We start from the raw sequence: 19,103 nt of genomic DNA on the forward strand, positions 1-19,103 counted from the left end.
ACGACCCGCCGGAAGGCTTCATGAACGACAACTCCCTGCGTGACCTTCGCAAGCCCCGTCGCCAGGCGGGTGGCAAACCGCCGAAGATCACCTTTCCCTGTGACTACCCGATCAAGGTCGTGGGTGATGCCGCCGAGGATTTTGCCGCCACGGTTTGCCAGGTCGTCATCCGCCATGATCCTGGCTTCGATGCGAGTGCCATCCAGGTGGTGCCCAGCCGCCAGGGCCGATTCCAGTCGGTGCGACTGACGCTCCGCGCCACCGGCGAGGCGCAGCTCAAGGCGCTCTTCGATGAGCTCAAGGCCACCGGCCGCGTGCACATGGTCGTCTGATGGCAAGCGAAGCGTCGCCGATCCTCTTGCATCGTCTGGGCCGTCGCCCCTATACGCCCGTCTGGCAGGCCATGCGTGACCTCACCGATGGCCGCGATGCGCGGACCCCCGACCAGTTCTGGCTGGTCGAGCACGACCCGGTGTTCACCCAGGGGCAGGCCGGCAAGCCCGAACACCTGCTGATGCCCGGCGACATCCCGGTGGTGGCCACCGACCGCGGCGGGCAGGTGACCTACCATGGCCCCGGCCAGGTCGTACTCTATCCGCTGCTCGACGTGCGGCGCGCGCGGCTCGGCGTGCGCGACCTGGTCACTGCCCTGGAGAATGCGGTGATTGCCTTGCTGGCCGAGCAGGGCGTGGCGGCCCACGCGCGTCCCGATGCGCCCGGTGTATACGTGGGGGAGGCCAAGATCGCCTCGCTGGGGCTGCGGATCCGTCGCGGCGCCAGCTTCCACGGGGTGGCCCTCAACGTGAACGGCGACCTCTCGCCGTTCTCGCGGATCAATCCCTGCGGCTATGCCGGCATGGCGATGACGCGCCTGGCGGACCTGGTCGATGACTGTCCCGGCGTCGAGGCGGTAGGGGAGCGCCTGGCCCAGTGCCTGGCCCGCGAACTGCGGCGTGAGTTAAAAGCGCCAAGCAGCCATGCGCCGAGCTGCCAAGCTGACCTGTGATGGGCGGCAGGCCCTTCGGGCAGCGCCAAGCAGCCAAGCGGCCAGGCAGCCAAGCGGGCAAGCAGCTAGTCAGTCTTGACACCATGGCGGCTGGAGCCATCATCCTGCTCGGCGCTCGGCGCTCGGCGCTCGGCGCTCGGCGCTCGGCGCTCGGCGCTCGGCGCTCGGCGCTCGGCGCTCGGCGCTCGGCGCTCGGCGCTCGGCGCTCGGCGCTCGGCGCTCGGCGCTCGGCGCTTACCCCACATTCACGGCATTGATGCGGTTCGGGTCGGCCGGTTGGCCGGGCACCTCGGCGGGTGCTGCCAGGCCCAGGTTGTTCTTCTCGAACACCCGGTCGGCGCGGTAGCTTGAGCGCACCAGCGGGCCGGACGGTACCTCCATGAAGCCCTTCTCCAGACCCAGCACGCGATAGCGGTCGAACTCCTCCGGGGTGACCCAGCGCTCCACCGGCAGGTGGTTGCGGGTGGGGCGCAGGTACTGGCCCAGGGTCACGATGTCGACGCCGATGGCCCGCAGGTCGTCGAAGGTCGCGAGTATCTCCTCCTCGGTCTCGCCGAGGCCGAGCATCAGGCTGGTCTTGGTGATCACCTGCGGCCGGTGGCGCTTGGCGTGGGCCAGCACGTCCAGCGTCTTGCGGTAGCCGGCCCGGGGATCACGGACACGGCCGGTGAGCCGTTCGACGGTCTCGACGTTCTGGGCGAAGACCTCGAGCCCCGAGTCGACGACCCGCTCGATCGCCGCAGGCTCGGCATCGAAGTCAGGGGTCAGCGCCTCGACGACCACCTCGGGGGTGCGGGCCTTGATGGCACGAATGCAGTCGGCGTAGTGGGTGGCACCACCATCGGGGAGGTCATCGCGGTCCACGGAGGTCAGCACGATGTAGCGCAGGCCCATCAGGTCGACCGAGCGGGCGGTATTCTCCGGCTCCTCCGTATCCAGCCAGCCCCTGGGATTGCCGGTATCCACCGCGCAGAAGCGGCAGGCGCGGGTGCATACCGAGCCCATCAGCATGATGGTCGCGGTGCCGTTGCTCCAGCACTCGCCCTGGTTGGGACAGTGCGACTCGGCACAGACGGTGCTGAGACGGTGGGTGGCCACGTTCTTCTTGACCGCCTCGAAGCGTTCGCCGCCGGGAATCTGGGCGCGCAGCCACTTCGGCTTGCGGCCGTCGGCACCGCCGTCCTCGACCTGGCGACGCGCCTTCATGCCGTCCTTGATGGCGGCGGTGCCGTGATCGTTGCGGTACTTCTCGCCGCTGGAGACGCGTGGGGAGGGGGTGTCGCTCATAACAGTGAGCCTCTCTGCTCGCCGGCTGTCGATGCCTTGGGGGCGCTGCCGCGGGGTCTCCGGGCGTGCGCCGGTCGGCGCTTGCAGGCAGCCTGGCACATCGAATGATACCTAGTCTCAAAGTCGATAAAATACCACAGGATTCGCCCCCCTGGACAGCCGAGTACGAGGCCCGCCTGACCTGCGTCAGCGGCGGCGATGCCAGGCACGCTGTCGCCGGCAGACGGCCGATCCCATGACGTGGCTGGCCTGAACGCCGCTTAGGACTGCGGCATGCGGCGCTCGCAGCGGAAACGTTCATGCGCTATATTGCACTGCAACAAAGCCCGATTTCATGCATCGGTGTCACGGTTGTACCGGGCATCGAGCAACCCTGGAGCTCAAGATGAATCCCCTGATACCGACTCCCGCAGCCAGCGTGCTGCCCTTCGTGGATCCGTTCGGTTTCGGACGCGCCGCCTGCGACTACTGGCGCGACACCCTGGAGCGCAGCGTGCTCTTCATGGATGTCATGCGCCAGCGCGGCAACCAGTACCTGGAGCATATCGAGAAGACCAAGCCCAACGTGCTGGGCTTCGATGCCGAGGTGCTGGTGGACGGGCGCGAGCTGGCCCGCCCGGTCAACTACGAGCTGCTGCGCATCCTGCCTCCCGAGGGCGTGGAGACCGACCTGCAGATGCGCCCCTTCGTGGTGGTAGACCCGCGTGCCGGCCACGGCCCGGGTATCGGCGGCTTCAAGCCCGACAGCGAGATTGGCGTGGCCCTGCGGGCAGGGCATCCCTGCTACTTCATCGGCTTTCTGCCCTATCCGGTCCCGGGACAGACCGTCGAGGACGTGGTGGAGGCCGAGGTGGCCTTCCTGCGCCGCGTCATCGAGCGGCATCCGGAGACCTCCGAGAAGCCGATGGTGGTCGGCAACTGCCAGGCCGGCTGGCAGATCATGATGGCCGCGGCCCTCGAGCCCGAGCTCTTCGGCCCGATCCTCATCGCCGGCTCGCCGCTCTCCTACTGGGCCGGCGAGCGCGGCAAGGCGCCGATGCGCTATACCGGGGGCCTGACCGGCGGCAGCTGGATGACCTCGCTGCTGAGTGACCTGGGAGCCGGGCTCTTCGATGGCGCCTGGCTGGTGCAGAACTTCGAGCGCCTCAATCCCGCCAACACCTGGTGGTCCAAGCAGTACCAGCTCTACGCCAGGGTCGATACCGAGGCGGAGCGTTACCTGGAGTTCGAGCGCTGGTGGGGAGGGCACGTCGTGCTGGGAGGTGACGAGATCCAGTACATCGTCGACAACCTCTTCGTCGGCAATCGCCTCTCCACCGCCCAGCTGGTGACTTCCGACGGGCGTCGCATCGACCTTCGCAACGTGCGCTCCCCGGTAGTGGTGTTCTGCTCGCGCGGCGACGACATCACGCCGCCGCCCCAGGCGCTCGGCTGGGTGCGCGACCTCTACGAGGGGGTCGAGGACGTGATCGCCAACGAGCAGACCATCGTCTACTGCGTCCACGACACCACCGGCCATCTCGGCATCTTCGTATCCGGCAGCGTCTCCCGCAAGGAGCATGCCGAGTTCACCGCCAACATGGACTACATCGACGTCCTGCCGCCCGGGCTCTACGAGACCACGGTCTCCAGTGCCGCCGAGCGCGAGGATGCCGAGCTGATCGAGCGCGACTACCTGCTGGAGTTCTCGCCGCGGACCATCGAGGAGCTCGACCAGGAGGTCCAGCATCGCCCCGAGGACGACACCCGCTTCGCCGCGGTGGCGCGGATCTCCGAGATCAACCTGGGGTTCTATCGGTTCTTCATGCAGCCCTGGGTCCGTGCCCTGGCGACCCCGGAGTCGGCCAAGTGGATGCGCCGCATGCACCCCAACCGCATGGGCTACCGCCTGCTCTCCGATCGCAACCCGCTGATGACCGCCGTGCCGGTGCTGGCCGAGAAGGTGCGTGCCGACCGCCACCCGGTGCACGAGGACAACGTCTTCCGCGCGGTGGAGGGCATCTTCTCCGATCAGGTGACCCGCAGCCTGAATGCCTGGCGTGACCTTCGCGACAGCAGCAGCGAGCGGTTCTTCCTCGACGTCTATGGCCAGCCGATGCTGCAGGCGATGGTCGGCCTGGGCGGTGATGCCCATGTGCATCGCCGTCGTCCGGGGGCCGAGCCCGAGCATCGCCGCTTCATCGAGCGTCGCCGTGACGAGGTCCATCACGCGATCACCCAGGGGGGCAGCCATGAGGCGGTCATGCGCTCGGTGATCCATGTGCTGGGTGGGGCCCCGGCCACCGACGAGCGCAACTTCAAGCGGCTCCGCGCCTCGCGGGCCGAGCTCGAGCCGGGTATCCAGCTGGCCGAATTCAAGCACCTGGTGCGAGAGCAGTTCTTCACCCTCCAGCAGGATCACGAAGCGGCACTCGAGGCAATCCCGGCCCTGCTGGAAGGGCAGACGGCCGACCAGATCGATGCTCACCTGGCGCATATCGAGCACGTGCTGGCGGCCAGCGGCGAGCTCAGCGAGCATGCGGCGGATCGCTTCGAGCGTATCAAGGGCTTGTTCCAGCGTGCCATCCGGCATGCGCCCCAGGAGGAGCAGGAGTCGCGCCAGGAAGCCCAGGCCAGGGTGGCAAGCGAAGCCCAGGCCGGAGAGGCGGCGCGCCGTGAGGTGGAGAGCCTGATGGAGTCGCTCCCCGTCGCCGAGCCGGCGCCGGCTGCGGCCGCAGAGCAGCCCGCAGTGGAGCAGGCCATGGACAAGGCGGCCTCCGATGTCCCGGCGGCAGAGTCCGTCGCCGAGGTCCCGGCGGCAGAGTCCGTCGCCGAGGTCCCGGCGGCAGAGTCCGTCACCGAGGCCCCGGCGCAAGAGCCGGCCAGTGAGGCGGTTTCCGAGCCCTCTGCACAGGAGACGGCCAGGGAGACCGCCCCCGAGGCACCGGTGGAAAGACTTGCCAACGAGACGACCTCCCAGAGCAGCGAGCAGAGCAGCGAGGCCGCGCCTGCCGCCAAGGCCGATGCCAGCAGAACCTCGCCGGCGGGCCAGGAGGGGGCCAACAGCACCAAGGCGCCGGCCAAGCGCAAGCCGGCCAGCCGTGCCACGTCGCGCCGGCAGGCGCCGCGCAAGCCTCGCAAGGGCTGATCGCCCGCCCTGTGGTACCCGCGCCCCCGCCCTGTCCGGCGGGGGCGCTCTCGTTGAGGGGGAGGGCCCTGCCGGCGTGGCGTGATGGTGCCCGGGGAGCTAGGTTCAAGGTGCCGCCCACCCCGGGGCGGTCGCGGTTGCCTGACCGGGGGTTCGGGCGGCGACTGGCGTGACGGCGACCGCTGGGGTAGGGTAAGCGCATTTTTCACCCGCCAGAGAGGGCGGGACGAAACCGTCTGGCGCCAGCGTTGGAGCTGGCGCCATCAGCACAGTGGAGCACTATGGGCAAGTCACTGGTCATCGTCGAGTCGCCCGCCAAGGCCAAGACGATCAACAAGTATCTCGGCAACGACTTCATCGTGAAGTCGAGCGTGGGGCACATCCGTGACCTGCCCACCAGCGGCTCGGGCAAGGCGGCCACGGATCCCAAGGAGCGTGCGCGCCAGGCCGCGGAGACCCGCAAGATGTCCGCGGAGCAGAAGGCCGAGCATCGCAAGCGCAAGGCCCACGACCAGTTGATCCGGCGCATGGGCATCGACCCCGAGCATGGCTGGAAGGCGCATTACGAGATCCTGCCGGGCAAGGAGAAGGTGGTGGCCGAGCTCAAGAAGCTCGCCGAGAAGGCCGACGCGGTCTATCTGGCCACCGACCTTGACCGCGAGGGGGAAGCCATTGCCTGGCACCTGCGCGAGACCATCGGCGGCGACGAGTCCCGCTACCGGCGGGTGGTGTTCAACGAGATTACCAAGAACGCCATCCGTGACGCCTTTCAGGATCCCGGCAGCCTGAACATCCCGCGCGTCGAGGCGCAGCAGGCCCGTCGCTTCCTCGATCGGGTGGTGGGCTTCATGCTCTCGCCGCTGCTGTGGGCCAAGATCGCCCGTGGCCTCTCCGCCGGCCGGGTGCAGTCGGTGGCCACCCGCCTGATCGTCGAGCGCGAGCGCGAGATCCATGCCTTCATCCCCGAGGAGTTCTGGGACGTCCATGCCGACCTGCGCCCGGCAGGCGACGACCAGGCGGCGGTGCGCTTCGAGCTGGTGCGCCAGGACGGCAAGGCGTTCCGGCCCACCTCCGAGGACGAGACCCTGGAGCGCATCGCCGCGCTCAGGAAGGCGAGCCTGGCGATCACCGCGCGGGAAGACAAGCCTACCCGCTCCAAGCCCAACGCGCCCTTTATCACCTCGACGCTGCAGCAGGCGGCCAGTGGCCGGCTGGGCTTCTCGGTGAAGAAGACCATGACCCTGGCCCAGCGCCTCTACGAGGCCGGCTATATCACCTACATGCGCACCGACTCGACCAACCTCTCGAAGGACGCGGTGGAGAGCGTACGCGAGTTCATCGGTGAGGAGTTCGGTCCCCGCTACCTGCCCGAGGCGCCCAATCGCTACTCCAGCAAGGAGGGCGCCCAGGAAGCCCACGAGGCGATCCGCCCCTCCGACGTGGCTCGCCGGGCCACCGAGCTGGCCGGCATGGAGCGCGACGCCGAGCGCCTCTACGAGCTGATCTGGCGACAGTTCGTGGCCTGTCAGATGACGCCCGCCGAATACCTCTCCAGCACCCTGACCGTCGAGGTCGACGGCTATGAGCTGCGCGCCAAGGGGCGGGTGCTGAAGTTTGATGGCTACACCCGGGTGATGAAGCCCATGGGGCGCAAGGAGGAGGACCAGTCGCTGCCGGACCTCGCCGAGGGCACGCCCATGACCCTGGAGCACCTCGATCCCCAGCAGCACTTCACCAAGCCGCCGGCCCGCTACACCGAGGCGAGCCTGGTGAAGGAGCTGGAGAAGCGCGGTATCGGGCGGCCCTCCACCTATGCCTCGATCATCTCCACCATCCAGGATCGTGGCTACGTCAAGCTGGAGAGCCGGCGCTTCTACGCCGAGAAGCTGGGTGACATCGTCACCGAACGGCTCAAGGAGTCCTTCCCAGACCTGATGGACTACTCCTTCACCGCCCGCATGGAGGATGGCCTCGACGAGGTGGCCGAGGGCGAGCGCAACTGGCAGGCGCTGCTCGATGCCTTCTACGCCGAGTTCAAGAAGGAGCTCGAGGAGGCTGAGAGCGAGGAGGGCATGCGGCCCAACCAGCCGGTGCCCACCGACATCGACTGCCCGACCTGCGGGCGCAAGATGCAGATCCGCACCGCCTCCACCGGGGTCTTCCTGGGCTGCTCCGGCTATAACCTGCCGCCCAAGGAGCGCTGCAAGACCACCATCGACCTGCTGCCCGGCGACGAGGCAGTGGCCGCCGATGCCGGCGAGGAGGCCGAGACGGATGCGCTGCGGGCCAAGCACCGCTGCCCCAAGTGCGGCACCGCCATGGACAGCTACCTGATCGACGAGACCCGCAAGCTGCACATCTGCGGCAACAGCCCGGATTGCGACGGCTACGAGATCGAGTACGGCAAGTTCCGCATCAAGGGCTATGACGGCCCGACCATCGAGTGCGACAAGTGCGGCAGCGAGATGCAGCTCAAGACCGGGCGCTTCGGCAAGTACTTCGGCTGCACCAACAGCGAGTGCAAGAACACCCGCAAGCTGCTGCGCAGCGGCGAGGTGGCGCCGCCGAAGATGGACCCGATCGACATGCCGGAGCTCGCCTGCCAGAAGGTTGAGGACCACTACGTCCTTCGCGACGGCGCCAGCGGCCTGTTCCTGGCGGCCAGCAAGTTTCCCAAGAACCGCGAGACCCGCCCGCCACTGGTCAAGGAGCTCAAGGCCCACGCCGAGGAGCTGCCCGACAAGTACCGCTACCTGCTCGACGCCCCCAGCGAGGACCCGGACGGCCGTCCGGCGCAGATCCGCTACTCGCGCAAGGCCAAGGAGCAGTTCGTGATGACCGACGAGGGCGGCAAGGCCACCGGCTGGCGAGCGACCTTCGACGGCCGCAAGTGGCAGGTGGAGGACAAGCGCAAGTGACCCCGAGATCCCGCACCAACCAGCTGCTCTACCAGGCGGAGCTGCTGCTCGACCTGCCGGCCGGCGGCGACGAGCATGCCGAGGCTAGGCGCATGGCGGCGGAGGAGGGCAGCCTGGCGCTGGCCGAACTGGCGCTGCAGTCGCTGCTGCGTGAGGTCACCGAGCACGCCCACCTGGAGCGCCACGACTGGCGCGAACTGCTCGGCGCCGAGGGCGCCGGCATTGCCGAACTGCATCGTCTGCGCGAGCTGGCCATGCGGGAAGGCAGCTGGCTGGCCTGGCTGGTCGGCAAGCTCGAGGCCCTGCATGGCAGCGACGGCGTGGCCAGGCGCAACACCGGCGCTGCCCGGGGATTGATCGCCGTGGGCAGCGGCGCGGCGCTGGGCGACGAGTTGCGCTGGTGCCTGGCCGAGGCCAAGGCCGAGATCGCCGCCCTGCGCGAGACCAGCGAGGAGTGGTAGTGCCGGCGGCTAATCAAACTTTGGGATCTGACCCCAAGGAAACGTTAGCCATCTTCGTCGATGTCCAGAACGTCTACTACACCACCCGCGAGGCGTTCGGTCGGCACTTCGACTACAACGCCTTCTGGGCGCGCTTTGCAGCCGGTCGCGAGGTGGTGGTGGCCAACGCCTACGCGGTGGACCGCGGCGACCCCCGGCAGCGCCAGTTCCAGGCCATCCTGCGCGGCATCGGCTTTACCGTGAAGCTCAAGCCCTACATCCAGCGCCGTGACGGCTCGGCCAAGGGCGACTGGGACGTGGGCATCGCCCTGGATGCCATGGAGGCCGCGCCACTGGTCGACCGGGTGGTGCTGGTCTCGGGCGATGGCGACTTCGACCTGCTGGTCGAGCGTATGCGCGAGCGCTACGGGGTGGTGGTGGAGGTGGTCGGTGTGGAACGGCTGACGGCCGATTCGCTGATCCGCGCGGCCAGCCACTTCGTGCCCATCGAGGGGGAGCTGCTGCTCTAGGCGGCGCCGGGTGTGAGCGGCGGCGATAACCGGTACAATCGCGCCCTTTCTTCATGCACTGACTGGACCCTTCATTGATCTCCACCGCCAATATCACCATGCAGTTCGGCGTTAGGCCGCTGTTCGAGAATGTCTCCATCAAGTTCGGCAATGGCCACCGCTATGGCCTGATCGGCGCCAACGGCTGCGGCAAGTCCACCTTCATGAAGATCCTCGGCGGTGACCTGGAACCCTCCTCGGGGCAGGTGATGGTCGAGTCTGGCGCCCGGCTCGGCAAGCTGCGCCAGGACCAGTTCGCCTTCGAGGACGAGCGGGTCATCGATACCGTGATCATGGGCAATGCCGAGCTGTGGCAGGTGGCGGCCGAGCGCGAGCGCATCTACTCGCTGCCGGAGATGAGCGAGGAGGACGGCATGGCCGTGGCCGACCTGGAGGTGCGCTTCGCCGAGCTCGATGGCTACACCGCCGAGGCCCGGGCCGGCGAGCTGCTGCTGGGGCTCGGCATCCCGCTGCACCAGCACACGGGGCCCATGAGCGAGATCGCGCCGGGCTGGAAGCTGCGCGTGCTGCTGGCCCAGGCGCTGTTCGCCGACCCCGACGTGCTGCTGCTCGACGAGCCCACCAACCACCTGGACATCAACACCATCCGCTGGCTGGAGGGGATGCTCACGGCGCGCAACAGCACCATGATCATCATTTCCCACGACCGCCACTTCCTCAACAGCGTCTGCACCCACATGGCGGACCTGGACTACGGCGAGATCACGCTGTTTCCCGGCAACTACGATGACTACATGACCGCCGCCACCGCGGTTCGCGAACGCCAGCACGCCGACAACGCCAAGAAGAAGGCGCAGATCGCCGAGTTGCAGCAGTTCGTCAGTCGCTTCTCGGCCAATGCCTCGAAGGCCAAGCAGGCGACCTCCCGGGCACGCCAGATCGAAAAGATCAAGCTCGAGGACATCAAGCCCTCCAGCCGCGTCAGCCCCTTCATCCGCTTCGAACAAACGAAGAAGATCCATCGCAACGCGGTCAACGTCGAGGCCATCACCAAGGGCTTCGGCGAGGAGGCGCCGCTCTTCGAACGTTTCTCGATGACCGTGGAAGCCGGCGAGCGCATCGCCATCATCGGCCCCAACGGCATCGGCAAGACGACCCTGCTGCGCACCCTGGCCGGCGAGCTGCACCCCGATGCCGGCAGCGTACGCTGGACCGACAGTGCCGAGCTCGGGGTCTTCGCCCAGGACCACGCCGACGATTTCGCCAATGAGGCCACCCTGTTCGAGTGGATGGCCCAGTGGACCCAGGGCGGGGAGCAGGAGGTGCGCGGCGCCCTGGGCAGGATGCTGTTCGCAAGCGATGACATCGGCAAGTCGGTCAAGGTGATCTCCGGGGGCGAGCAGGGCCGCATGCTGTTCGGCAAGCTGGCCCTGACCCGGCCCAACGTGCTGCTGATGGACGAGCCCACCAACCACCTGGACATGGAGTCCATCGAGGCGCTCAACCTGGCCCTGGAGAACTACCCCGGCACCCTGATATTTGTCAGCCATGACCGCGAATTCGTCTCCTCCCTGGCGACCCGCATCCTGGACATGAGCGAGCAGGGGATCACCGACTTCAGCGGCAGCTACGACGACTACCTGCGCAGCCAGGGGCTCTACGGCTGATCGGTGTTTTGCTGGAGGGGGCTCGAGGCTCCTCCTGCCATGCCCATATCTCCTCGCGTTGATATGCATCAAGCGTGATGGACGCGGCTTGGCTAGGATGAAGGCATGGACTATCCGCCCGTGTCAGGGCATCAGTGGGAGGAGCCGAAATGCGCTTTCATCAAGTCAAGGAACTGGTCGCCTGGGCGGCCGACTACCACCGGGGGCTCGCCGAGCAGTATGACCAGCTGGCCGCCGGTGACGTGAGCGACCGGGTACGCATGGCCCTGGAGTACCTGGCCGAGCACGAGCGCAAGATGCAGACCGAGCTCGCCAACTATCTCGACGAAAAGAGCGAGCATCGCAAGGTGCTCGAGACCTGGTTCGACGACCCCACCGACTTTCCCCATGCGCCCACCCTCGATCGCCTCACCGAGTGTGTGTCCTGCGACAGCGTGCAAGACGTGCTGACCACGGCGCTGACGATGCACAGGACGCTTCAGGACCTGTATGCTCATCGCATGGAGCGGGCATCCGCTGAGGCTGAGCGTGAGTTCTTCGCGTCGCTCTCCAGCGGACACGAGGCCGAGGTTCGCCGCCTGGCCCGCGATATGCAACGACTCGAGGACTACTGAGGAGAAGGCGATGTCGGATCAGATCCTGTCACTCAAGCTGCTGGGCTACTGGACGGACGAGCAGCTTGGCGAGATACCCGACATATCGGGAATCTTCTGTGTCTATGCCGGCACGGCCGCAGATGATGGCGAGCCCGGCATCGAGCGGTTGCTCTATATCGGCGAATCCGGGGATGTGCGCCAGCGCATTCGCCATCACGAGCTGCGTGAGGCGTGGGCCAGCCGGCTGGAAGCAGGAGAGGTGCTCTGCTATAGCGTGGCGGCGGCAACCTATGTCTACCGTGAACGGCTCGAGGCGGCGCTGGTGAATGTCCACAAGCCGCCGCTGAACCGTGACTACATCGATCGCTTTCCCTTCGACACCACCGAGATGCACCTGCGCGGCCGCACCGACAAGCTGATGTCCCAGTTCATCGTCGAGCGTCGCGATTGATGGCCGAAGAACGGCAGCCGGCAGGGCGTCGGCTCCTGCCACGTCTCGAGGCCCTGCTGGCCGACCCGCCGGGGCCTGACGATGACACCCTGATGGCCCATGTGCTGCTCGAGGACCCGGTGGAATATGCCATTCCCGGCATCAACCAGATCCAGGTGGACGCCGAGAACGGGCTGGACTTCGCCACCGGTACCCGCTCCACGCTGCGCCTGGACCCGGACTATGTGCTGATCGGCGAGATCCGTGATCCCGGCTCCGCCGCGGCCGCCGTCAGTGTGGCCGGCAGCGGTCGGTCGCTGATGGGTACACTGCACAGTCGCGATGCCGTGGGGGCTGTCTCCACACTGCGACAACTGGAGTTAGAAGATGCCGAGATCAGCGCCACCCTCGGCCTGGTGATCGCCCAGCGTCTCGTTCGCCGGCTCTGCGAACACTGCCGTGAACAGCGCCTGACACCGTCCCAGGATGCCCAGTGGCTCGTTCGCCGGCTCTGCGAACACTGCCGTGAACAGCGCCTGACACCGTCCCAGGATGCCCAGTGGCTCGAGGCGGTGGGGCTCGAGGTGCCCGAGCATGCGTGGGTACCGGTGGGGTGTGAGCATTGTGATGGCCTGGGCTACCGGGAGCGCACTGGCGTCTTCGAGATCTGGCAGCCCACTCCGGAGGATCACGGCCTGTTGCTGCGCCATGCCGATGACGCCGTTTTGCGACGCAGCCTGCTGGAACGCGGTGAGACCCTGATGTTTGCCGATGGCCTGGCCAAGGCCAGCGCCGGCATCACCACCCTGCGCGAGGTCTTCCGGATGGGCGCCATCCTGCCCGCCTGATGACCCCGGATGGGGCCTGCCGGCTGTTATTGCTACCCCCCTGACAGGCGGGGGGCAATCCGGTATAACGGCGGTCAGTGCGAAGCCTTTCATTTCCTGCATGTTCCAGAGACATCACCGATGAAGCATCTCTCCCGTCGCCGCTTCGGCCTGCTGGCACTGAGTTCGCCCCTGCTGCTGCTGGCCCCGCCTGCGTCTGCCAGCCTGATGGACAGCCTGCTGTCCCGGGCCATCGTCCCTCGCCATGACGGCGAGCTGTGGGTGCTGGTCGAGGACCGCGAGGTGGCACTCAGCGTCTACCGGGGCAACCGGCTTGTCGAGCGCTTCGAGCCGATCTCCCTGGGCCGAGGGGGAGCCAGGCCACAGCGCAAGCGGGGCGACCGGGCCACGCCGCTCGGCGAGTTCCGGGTCAACCGCTTCAACCGCCGCAGCAAGTTCCACATCTTCATCGGCCTGGATTACCCCACGCCGACTCACGCCCGCATGGCGCTGGAGGCCGGGGTGTACAGCCAGCAGGACTATGACGACTACTTTTCCTACTACCGTCGACACGGCTACCCGCCGCAGGATACGGTGCTCGGCGGCTTCATCGGCATCCATGGTGTCGGTAAGGGGGATCTCGACATCCACCAGCGCTTCCACTGGACCGATGGCTGTGTGGCGGTGACCGACCCGCAGGTCGAACGGCTGTCGTCGTTGATCGACATTGGCACACGCGTCGTGATCCGCTAGGCTTTACATGCGCTAGGGACGTTCTAAGCTATGGACAATCGCCGCTGCTTATTATAAAACAGCGTTTGACTCCTGTGCTTCGCAGCAGAAGTCGCTGCATTAAGGCCTGCTTCCGCAGGAAGCCTGATTTTCAGGCAACACCAACGCAGTACCCAAGGAAGACTCAAGGAGAACACCATGACTCTGAAGACTACCCTGAAGCTGACCGCCGCTGCCGCCTCTCTGGCCGTTCTGGCCGGTTGTGCCTCCAACAGCGCTCTGGAAGAAGTCCGCATGACCGCCGAGTCTGCCCAGGCCGACGCTGCCGAAGCACGCAGCATCGCCACCCAGGCGCAGAACACTGCCAACCAGGCACAGCGCGACGCTCAGGCGGCCCTGCAGATGTCCGAGCAGAACCGCGAAGAGATGAACCGCATGTTCGAGCGTTCCATGCGCAAGTGATCGTTCTCCACCGCCCGGTAGGGCGGTAGTAGTACGTTCAAGACAAGGGCCTCGCCGGTAACGGCGAGGCCCTTGTCATTGGCGGATGTCGCTCCCACCACATGACATGTTGATGGCCCCGTGCCCTTGTGGGAGCGAACGGTTCGACGCTTCGACATGCTGCGCGATGGGGTGGCCACTTCTTCGCGATCTGAAGATCGCTCCCACAACATGATGTTGTGGGAGCACAGCTTGCTGCGCGATCAGGCTAGCAGAGGCTCAGCTTTCCTCGGCCTGGCTCTCGCGGGACTCGGTATCGGCGGCAATCAGCTCCAGACGGTCCCAGAGCGTCTCGGGTACGGTGACCTCCAGGGCCACGGGCATGCCCCGCGGGACCTCCACGACCTCGCGAAGACGGGCGTAGTCCACCGGGTAGTCGAGGCCGTCGGTCGCCGTGTCCACCTGGTCGAGGGCCTCGGTGATGCGCTGGATGGTGGTGCCGTCCTCCTCGTCCAGGTAGGGGTAGGCCTGGACGTGCAGGGTGCCGTTCGCCCAGCCGAGCTTGAGCGTCTCGTTGATCAGCGTGACCTGGGTACCGATGGGCAGGCGCGGGAAGAGGGCCTCGATGTCCTCGGGCAGCATGCGGATGCAGCCGTGGGTCACGCGCATGCCCACGCCCTCGGGGCGATTGGTGCCATGGATGAGGTAGCCGGGGATGCCCAGGCGCATCTTGCGCGTGCCCATCGGGTTGTCGGGGCCCGGTGGCACCACGCTGGGGAGAGGGTCGCCGGCCTCGGCATGCTCGCGACGGATCGATGCCGGCGGATACCAGGCCGGGTCCTTGACCTTTTCGGTGATGTGGGTAGTGCCCAGGGGGGTCTTCCAGTCCATGCGCCCGACGGCGATGGGATAGGTCTCGACGCGTTGCATCTCGCCCTCATCCGCCGGGGGATAGTAGTAGAGACGCATCTCCGCCACGTTGACCACCAGGCCCTCGCGGGGCCCCTCGGGGAGGATGAAACGGCCGGGAATCACGACCTCGGTGCCTTCGAAGGGCGCCCAGATACTGATCTCCGGGTTGGCGCGCACCATCTCCTCGTAGCCGATGCCGTGCTCGTGGCCGATATCGATCAGGGTGTCGCCGCTCTCGGCGACGACGGTATAGACCTCGCCGACCAGGTCCCCCTCCTCGGGAAGGGGGTAGTGGCCGCGGGGCCACTCCTCGGTGCTGGCATGGAGCGGCGTCGCCAGCGCGGCGCAAAGCCCCAGCGTCATGGCGAATCGGGCGGCGTGCCCGAGCGGGGAAGAGTGCTTCATCGACGTCATGTTCTCGTGGTTGCCGTGGGTCGGGGGCTGCGATGGGCCCATCCTGGGCGTCCTGACCCTATAGTATCGCCCGGACGGGTAGACATCCGCCACTACCCCGGTGCAATCCGTTGGGGGCTGACCCCGGTGCAATCTTTCCGGCCCTTACGCCGCCTCGGCCTTGAGGTTGAGGGTGTCTAGGAGCTGTTCCACCGCCTGGAAGCGGGTCTCTGCCTTCTCCATTTCCGCCTCGAAGCGCAGCGTGTCGGCGCCATCCAGGCGATAGTGCTCGGGTGCCCGCTGAATCAGCTCCACCAGCACCAGCGGGTCGACGACAGTCTGGCCGGCGAAGATCACCCGACCCTTCTCGGGGCCGGCCTCGAGGCGGGTGATGCCCAGCCGCTCGGCGCGCTGGCGCAGCTTGGTCTGGCGCAACAGCGTCTTGACCGGGTCCGGCAGCAGGCCGAAGCGGTCGATCATCTCCACCTGCAGTTCCTTGAGCTCGGCCTCGTCGGCCGCGCTGGCGATGCGCTTGTACATCACCAGGCGCTGCTGGACGTCGTGGAGGTAGTCGTCGGGAATCAGGGCCGGCAGGTTGAGGCTCACCTCGACCCCCTGGTCCAGCGGCGCCTCGATGTTGGGGGTGCGGCCCTCGCGGATCGCCGTCACGGCGCGATCGAGCATCTGCATATAGAGGCCGTAGCCAACGGCCTCCATCTGCCCGCTCTGCTCCTCGCCGAGCAGCTCGCCGGCGCCGCGGATCTCCATGTCGTGGCTGGCCAGGGTGAAGCCCGCGCCCAGGTCCTCGGCACCGGCGATGGCCTCCAGCCGCTTGACGGCATCCTTGCTCATCACCCTTGGCGGCGGGGCGAGCAGGTAGGCGTAGGCCTGGTGGTGGCTGCGCCCGACCCGGCCGCGCAGCTGGTGGAGCTGGGCCAGGCCGAACTTGTCGGCCCGCTCGATGACGATGGTATTGGCGCTGGGCACGTCGATGCCGGTCTCGATGATGGTCGAGCACACCAGCACGTTGAAGCGCTTGTGGTAGAAGTCGGACATCACCCGCTCCAGGGAGCGCTCCGGCAGCTGGCCGTGGGCGACGCCGACCCGGGCATCGGGCACCAGCTCGCGCACCTTCTCGGCGGCGGTCTCGATGGTCTTGACCTCGTTGTGGAGGTAGTAGACCTGGCCGCCGCGCAGGATCTCGCGCAGGATCGCCTCCTTGATCACCGCCTCGTCACGCTGCTGGACGAAGGTCTTCACCGACAGGCGCCGGGCCGGGGGCGTGGCGATGATCGACAGGTCGCGGATCCCGCTCATCGCCATGTTCAGCGTGCGCGGGATCGGCGTGGCGGTCATGGTCAGGATGTCCACCTCGGCCCGCAGGCTCTTGAGGCGCTCCTTCTGGGCCACGCCGAAGCGGTGCTCCTCGTCGATGATCAGCAGCCCCATGTGGGGAAGCTTCGTGCTCTTCGACAGTAGCTTGTGGGTGCCGATGACGATGTCCGCCTGGCCCTGTTCGATGCGCTTCAGCGACGCGGCCTGCCCCTTGCCCGCGGTGAAGCGCGAGATCAGCTCGATGTTCACCGCGGTGTCGGCGAAGCGGTCGCGGAAGTTCTCGTAGTGCTGGCGGGCGAGCAGGGTAGTGGGCACCAGCACCACCACCTGGCGGCCGGAGTGCACGGCCAGGAAGGCCGCGCGCATGGCGACCTCGGTCTTGCCGAAGCCCACGTCGCCGCAGACGACCCGGTCCATGGGACGCGGGGCGGTCATGTCGCCGATCACGGCCTGGATGGCCGCTCGCTGGTCGGGGGTCTCCTCGAACGGGAAGCTGGCGGCGAAGCGGGCGTACTCCGCGTCGGGCGGGGCGCAGGCGAAGCCCTCCCGGGCCTCGCGACGGGCGTAGATGTCGAGCAGCTCGGCGGCGGTATCGCGGATCTTCTCGGCGGCGCGCCGCCGGGCCTTCTCCCACTGGTCCGAGCCCAGCCGATGCAGTGGCGCCAGCTCATCGTCGGCCCCGGCGTAGCGCGAGATCAGCTGCAGGCTGTCCACCGGCACGTAGAGGCGTGCCCCGTCGGCATACTCCAGGGTCACGAACTCGGCCGCCTGGCCACCGGCCTCGATCGTCTCGAGCCCCTTGTAGCGGCCCACGCCATGCGCCTGGTGGACCACCGGGGCGCCGGGGCGCAGCTCCGAGAGGTGGCGGATCGCCATCTCGTTGTCATCGGTGGCCCGCTCGCGACGGCGGCTCTGGCGGACCACCTCGCCGTAGAGCTCGGTCTCGCTGATCACCGCCAGGTCCGGGTCGGTCAGCCACAGGCCGGCATCGATCTCGCCCTCGGTGATCGCCAGGCGGTCGCCGCAGGCCAGGAAGGCTGGAAAGTCCTGCACATGGCGAAGATCGAGCCGCAGCGGCCCCAGGGTCTCCTCCAGGGCCTCTCGGCGGCCCCGCGATTCGGCGACGAACAGCACCCGCGTGCTCGGGTGGTCGGCGAGGAAGTCCTCCAGGGCGGAAAGCGGCTGCTTCGCCCGGGCATTCACCGTCACCGTCGGCGGCGTGCGGGTGGCCGGCGCCACCGCATGCCGGTGGTCGGCATCGCCGGTCAGGGCCACCCGTGGGTGGCCCTTGATGGCGCCGAACGCCTCGGACACGGGCACGAAGGCGCGGTGGGGTGGCAGCAGCGGCCGGGTAGGATCGACCCCCAGGTTCTCGTAGCGGCTCTCGATGGCCGCCCAGTGATGCTCCGCGGCCTCGAACACCCCGGGCAGCATGGCGACCCGGGTGCCCTCGGCCAGGTGCTCGAAGAGCGTGGCGGTCCGTTCGAAGAACAGCGGCAGGTACTGCTCCAGGCCAGGCGAGGGAATGCCCTTCAGCGCGTCCACATAGAGCGGGCACTGGCGCGGGTCGACGTCGAACAGGGTCTCGAAGCCCTCGCGGAAGCAGGCGATGGCGCTGCGCGAAAGCGAGTACTCGTGGGCGGGCAGCAGCTCGACCCGCGCGATCCTGTCGCGACTGCGCTGGGTGTCCGGGTCGAAGTGGCGCAGGGTGTCGATCTCGTCGTCGAACAGGTCGATGCGCAGCGGCGCCTCGGCGCCCATGGGGAAGAGGTCGATCAGCGCCCCGCGCAGGGCATATTCGCCGGGTTCATAGACCGTCTCCACGGCCCGGTAACCGGCCCGCGACAGGGCGTCGCGGAACCCTTCGCGGTCCAGCGTCTGGCCGGTCTCCAGGGTCATCACGCGCCCGGCGATATACTCGACCGGCGGCAGGCGCTGCATCAAGGTGTTCATGGCCGCCAGCACGATGCCATGCTCGCCGTCCTGCAGCCGGCGCAGGGTGCGCAGCCGCTCGGAGACGATATCCTGGTGGGGCGAGAAGCTGTCGTAGGGCAGCGTCTCCCAGTCGGGGAAGGGCAGCACCGGCAGGTGGCCATAGAAGCCCAGATCACTCTCCAGGCGCTGTGCCGAGGCGGTGTCGGGGGTGATCACCAGCAGCGGGGCATCCTCGGCCAGATGGGCCAGGGCCAGGGCGGTGGCGCTGCCCGGGGGCGTCTGCCAGTAGAGAATGTCGCGAAGCCCCTGGGGGCGAGGCGGGTCGAGCGGCGAGAAGTTCGGCATGCTATCGGTTACCCAACCGTGGTCGTGAGCGGCGTGCGTAGGTGACGGCATCATACCAGTCCGTCGGTTTCTTGTAGTCAAACGGCCGTTCCTGTAATCCCCCTACAGCGGCTGCGACCATCCTGCGATTGCCCCGGCAGGTGCCGCCCCGGATAATGCCCGGGTATCCCTATCCCACTATT

15 protein-coding genes are annotated in these 19,103 nt (G+C 67.5%); 12 read left to right on the forward strand and 3 right to left on the reverse strand.

Annotated features, from left to right (window positions below):
* Positions 1-20 precede the first annotated feature (20 nt).
* The gene (locus tag M8009_RS11285; protein WP_250061092.1) at positions 21-332 is read left to right on the forward strand and encodes an HP0495 family protein; all 312 of its coding nucleotides are present in this window, start codon (positions 21-23) and stop codon (positions 330-332) included.
* A complete protein-coding gene (gene lipB, locus M8009_RS11290) occupies positions 332-1,006 on the forward strand; it encodes a lipoyl(octanoyl) transferase LipB (RefSeq protein WP_250061094.1) in 675 nt (224 codons plus the stop codon). The genes M8009_RS11285 and lipB overlap by 1 nt, the downstream gene beginning before the upstream one ends.
* Positions 1,007-1,240: 234 nt before the next feature.
* Here lipB and lipA read toward each other — a convergent pair whose 3' ends face one another.
* Positions 1,241-2,293 carry a lipoyl synthase gene (gene lipA, locus M8009_RS11295; protein ID WP_250061096.1) on the reverse strand — a complete coding sequence of 351 codons (1,053 nt, stop codon included), beginning with the start codon at positions 2,291-2,293 and terminating at the stop codon, positions 1,241-1,243.
* A gap of 385 nt (positions 2,294-2,678) precedes the next feature.
* On the opposite strand from lipA, the gene M8009_RS11300 reads away from it, so the two are divergent.
* From M8009_RS11300 to M8009_RS11345, 10 genes are all read left to right on the forward strand, one after another.
* The gene (locus tag M8009_RS11300) at positions 2,679-5,420 is read left to right on the forward strand and encodes a DUF3141 domain-containing protein (RefSeq protein ID WP_250061098.1); all 2,742 of its coding nucleotides are present in this window, start codon (positions 2,679-2,681) and stop codon (positions 5,418-5,420) included.
* A gap of 281 nt (positions 5,421-5,701) precedes the next feature.
* A complete protein-coding gene (topA, locus tag M8009_RS11305) occupies positions 5,702-8,338 on the forward strand; it encodes a type I DNA topoisomerase (RefSeq protein ID WP_250061100.1) in 2,637 nt (878 codons plus the stop codon).
* Positions 8,335-8,799: a DUF6586 family protein gene (locus tag M8009_RS11310; RefSeq protein ID WP_250061102.1), complete on the forward strand. Its 465-nt coding sequence runs from the start codon at positions 8,335-8,337 to the stop codon at positions 8,797-8,799. Before topA ends, M8009_RS11310 begins: the two co-directional genes overlap by 4 nt.
* Before the next feature lie 20 nt (positions 8,800-8,819).
* Positions 8,820-9,308 carry a LabA-like NYN domain-containing protein gene (locus tag M8009_RS11315; protein ID WP_250061104.1) on the forward strand — a complete coding sequence of 163 codons (489 nt, stop codon included), beginning with the start codon at positions 8,820-8,822 and terminating at the stop codon, positions 9,306-9,308.
* A gap of 74 nt (positions 9,309-9,382) precedes the next feature.
* The gene (locus M8009_RS11320) at positions 9,383-10,975 is read left to right on the forward strand and encodes an ABC-F family ATPase (RefSeq protein WP_250061106.1); all 1,593 of its coding nucleotides are present in this window, start codon (positions 9,383-9,385) and stop codon (positions 10,973-10,975) included.
* A gap of 149 nt (positions 10,976-11,124) precedes the next feature.
* Complete coding sequence (locus tag M8009_RS11325) at positions 11,125-11,589, forward strand: 2-hydroxyacyl-CoA dehydratase (protein WP_250061108.1); 465 nt, start codon at positions 11,125-11,127, stop codon at positions 11,587-11,589.
* Between the two features lie 10 nt (positions 11,590-11,599).
* Positions 11,600-12,022, forward strand: coding sequence for a GIY-YIG nuclease family protein (locus tag M8009_RS11330; RefSeq protein ID WP_250061110.1), 423 nt, complete (start codon positions 11,600-11,602; stop codon positions 12,020-12,022).
* Entirely contained in the window at positions 12,022-12,849 is an 828-nt protein-coding gene (locus M8009_RS11335; protein WP_250061112.1) for a GspE/PulE family protein, read from the forward strand. The genes M8009_RS11330 and M8009_RS11335 overlap by 1 nt, the downstream gene beginning before the upstream one ends.
* A 120-nt stretch (positions 12,850-12,969) precedes the next feature.
* Positions 12,970-13,581, forward strand: coding sequence for a L,D-transpeptidase family protein (locus M8009_RS11340; RefSeq protein ID WP_250061114.1), 612 nt, complete (start codon positions 12,970-12,972; stop codon positions 13,579-13,581).
* Between the two features lie 177 nt (positions 13,582-13,758).
* Positions 13,759-14,022, forward strand: coding sequence for an Lpp/OprI family alanine-zipper lipoprotein (locus M8009_RS11345; protein ID WP_106230326.1), 264 nt, complete (start codon positions 13,759-13,761; stop codon positions 14,020-14,022).
* Positions 14,023-14,280: 258 nt separating this feature from the next.
* Here the strand turns inward: M8009_RS11345 and M8009_RS11350 are convergent, their stop codons facing one another.
* Positions 14,281-15,318, reverse strand: coding sequence for a L,D-transpeptidase family protein (locus M8009_RS11350; RefSeq protein ID WP_250061116.1), 1,038 nt, complete (start codon positions 15,316-15,318; stop codon positions 14,281-14,283).
* A 153-nt stretch (positions 15,319-15,471) separates the two neighbouring features.
* Positions 15,472-18,921: a transcription-repair coupling factor gene (mfd, locus tag M8009_RS11355; protein WP_250061118.1), complete on the reverse strand. Its 3,450-nt coding sequence runs from the start codon at positions 18,919-18,921 to the stop codon at positions 15,472-15,474.
* Positions 18,922-19,103: the final 182 nt, after the last annotated feature.

Source organism: Halomonas gemina (assembly GCF_023554995.1).
GTDB lineage: Bacteria > Pseudomonadota > Gammaproteobacteria > Pseudomonadales > Halomonadaceae > Halomonas > Halomonas gemina.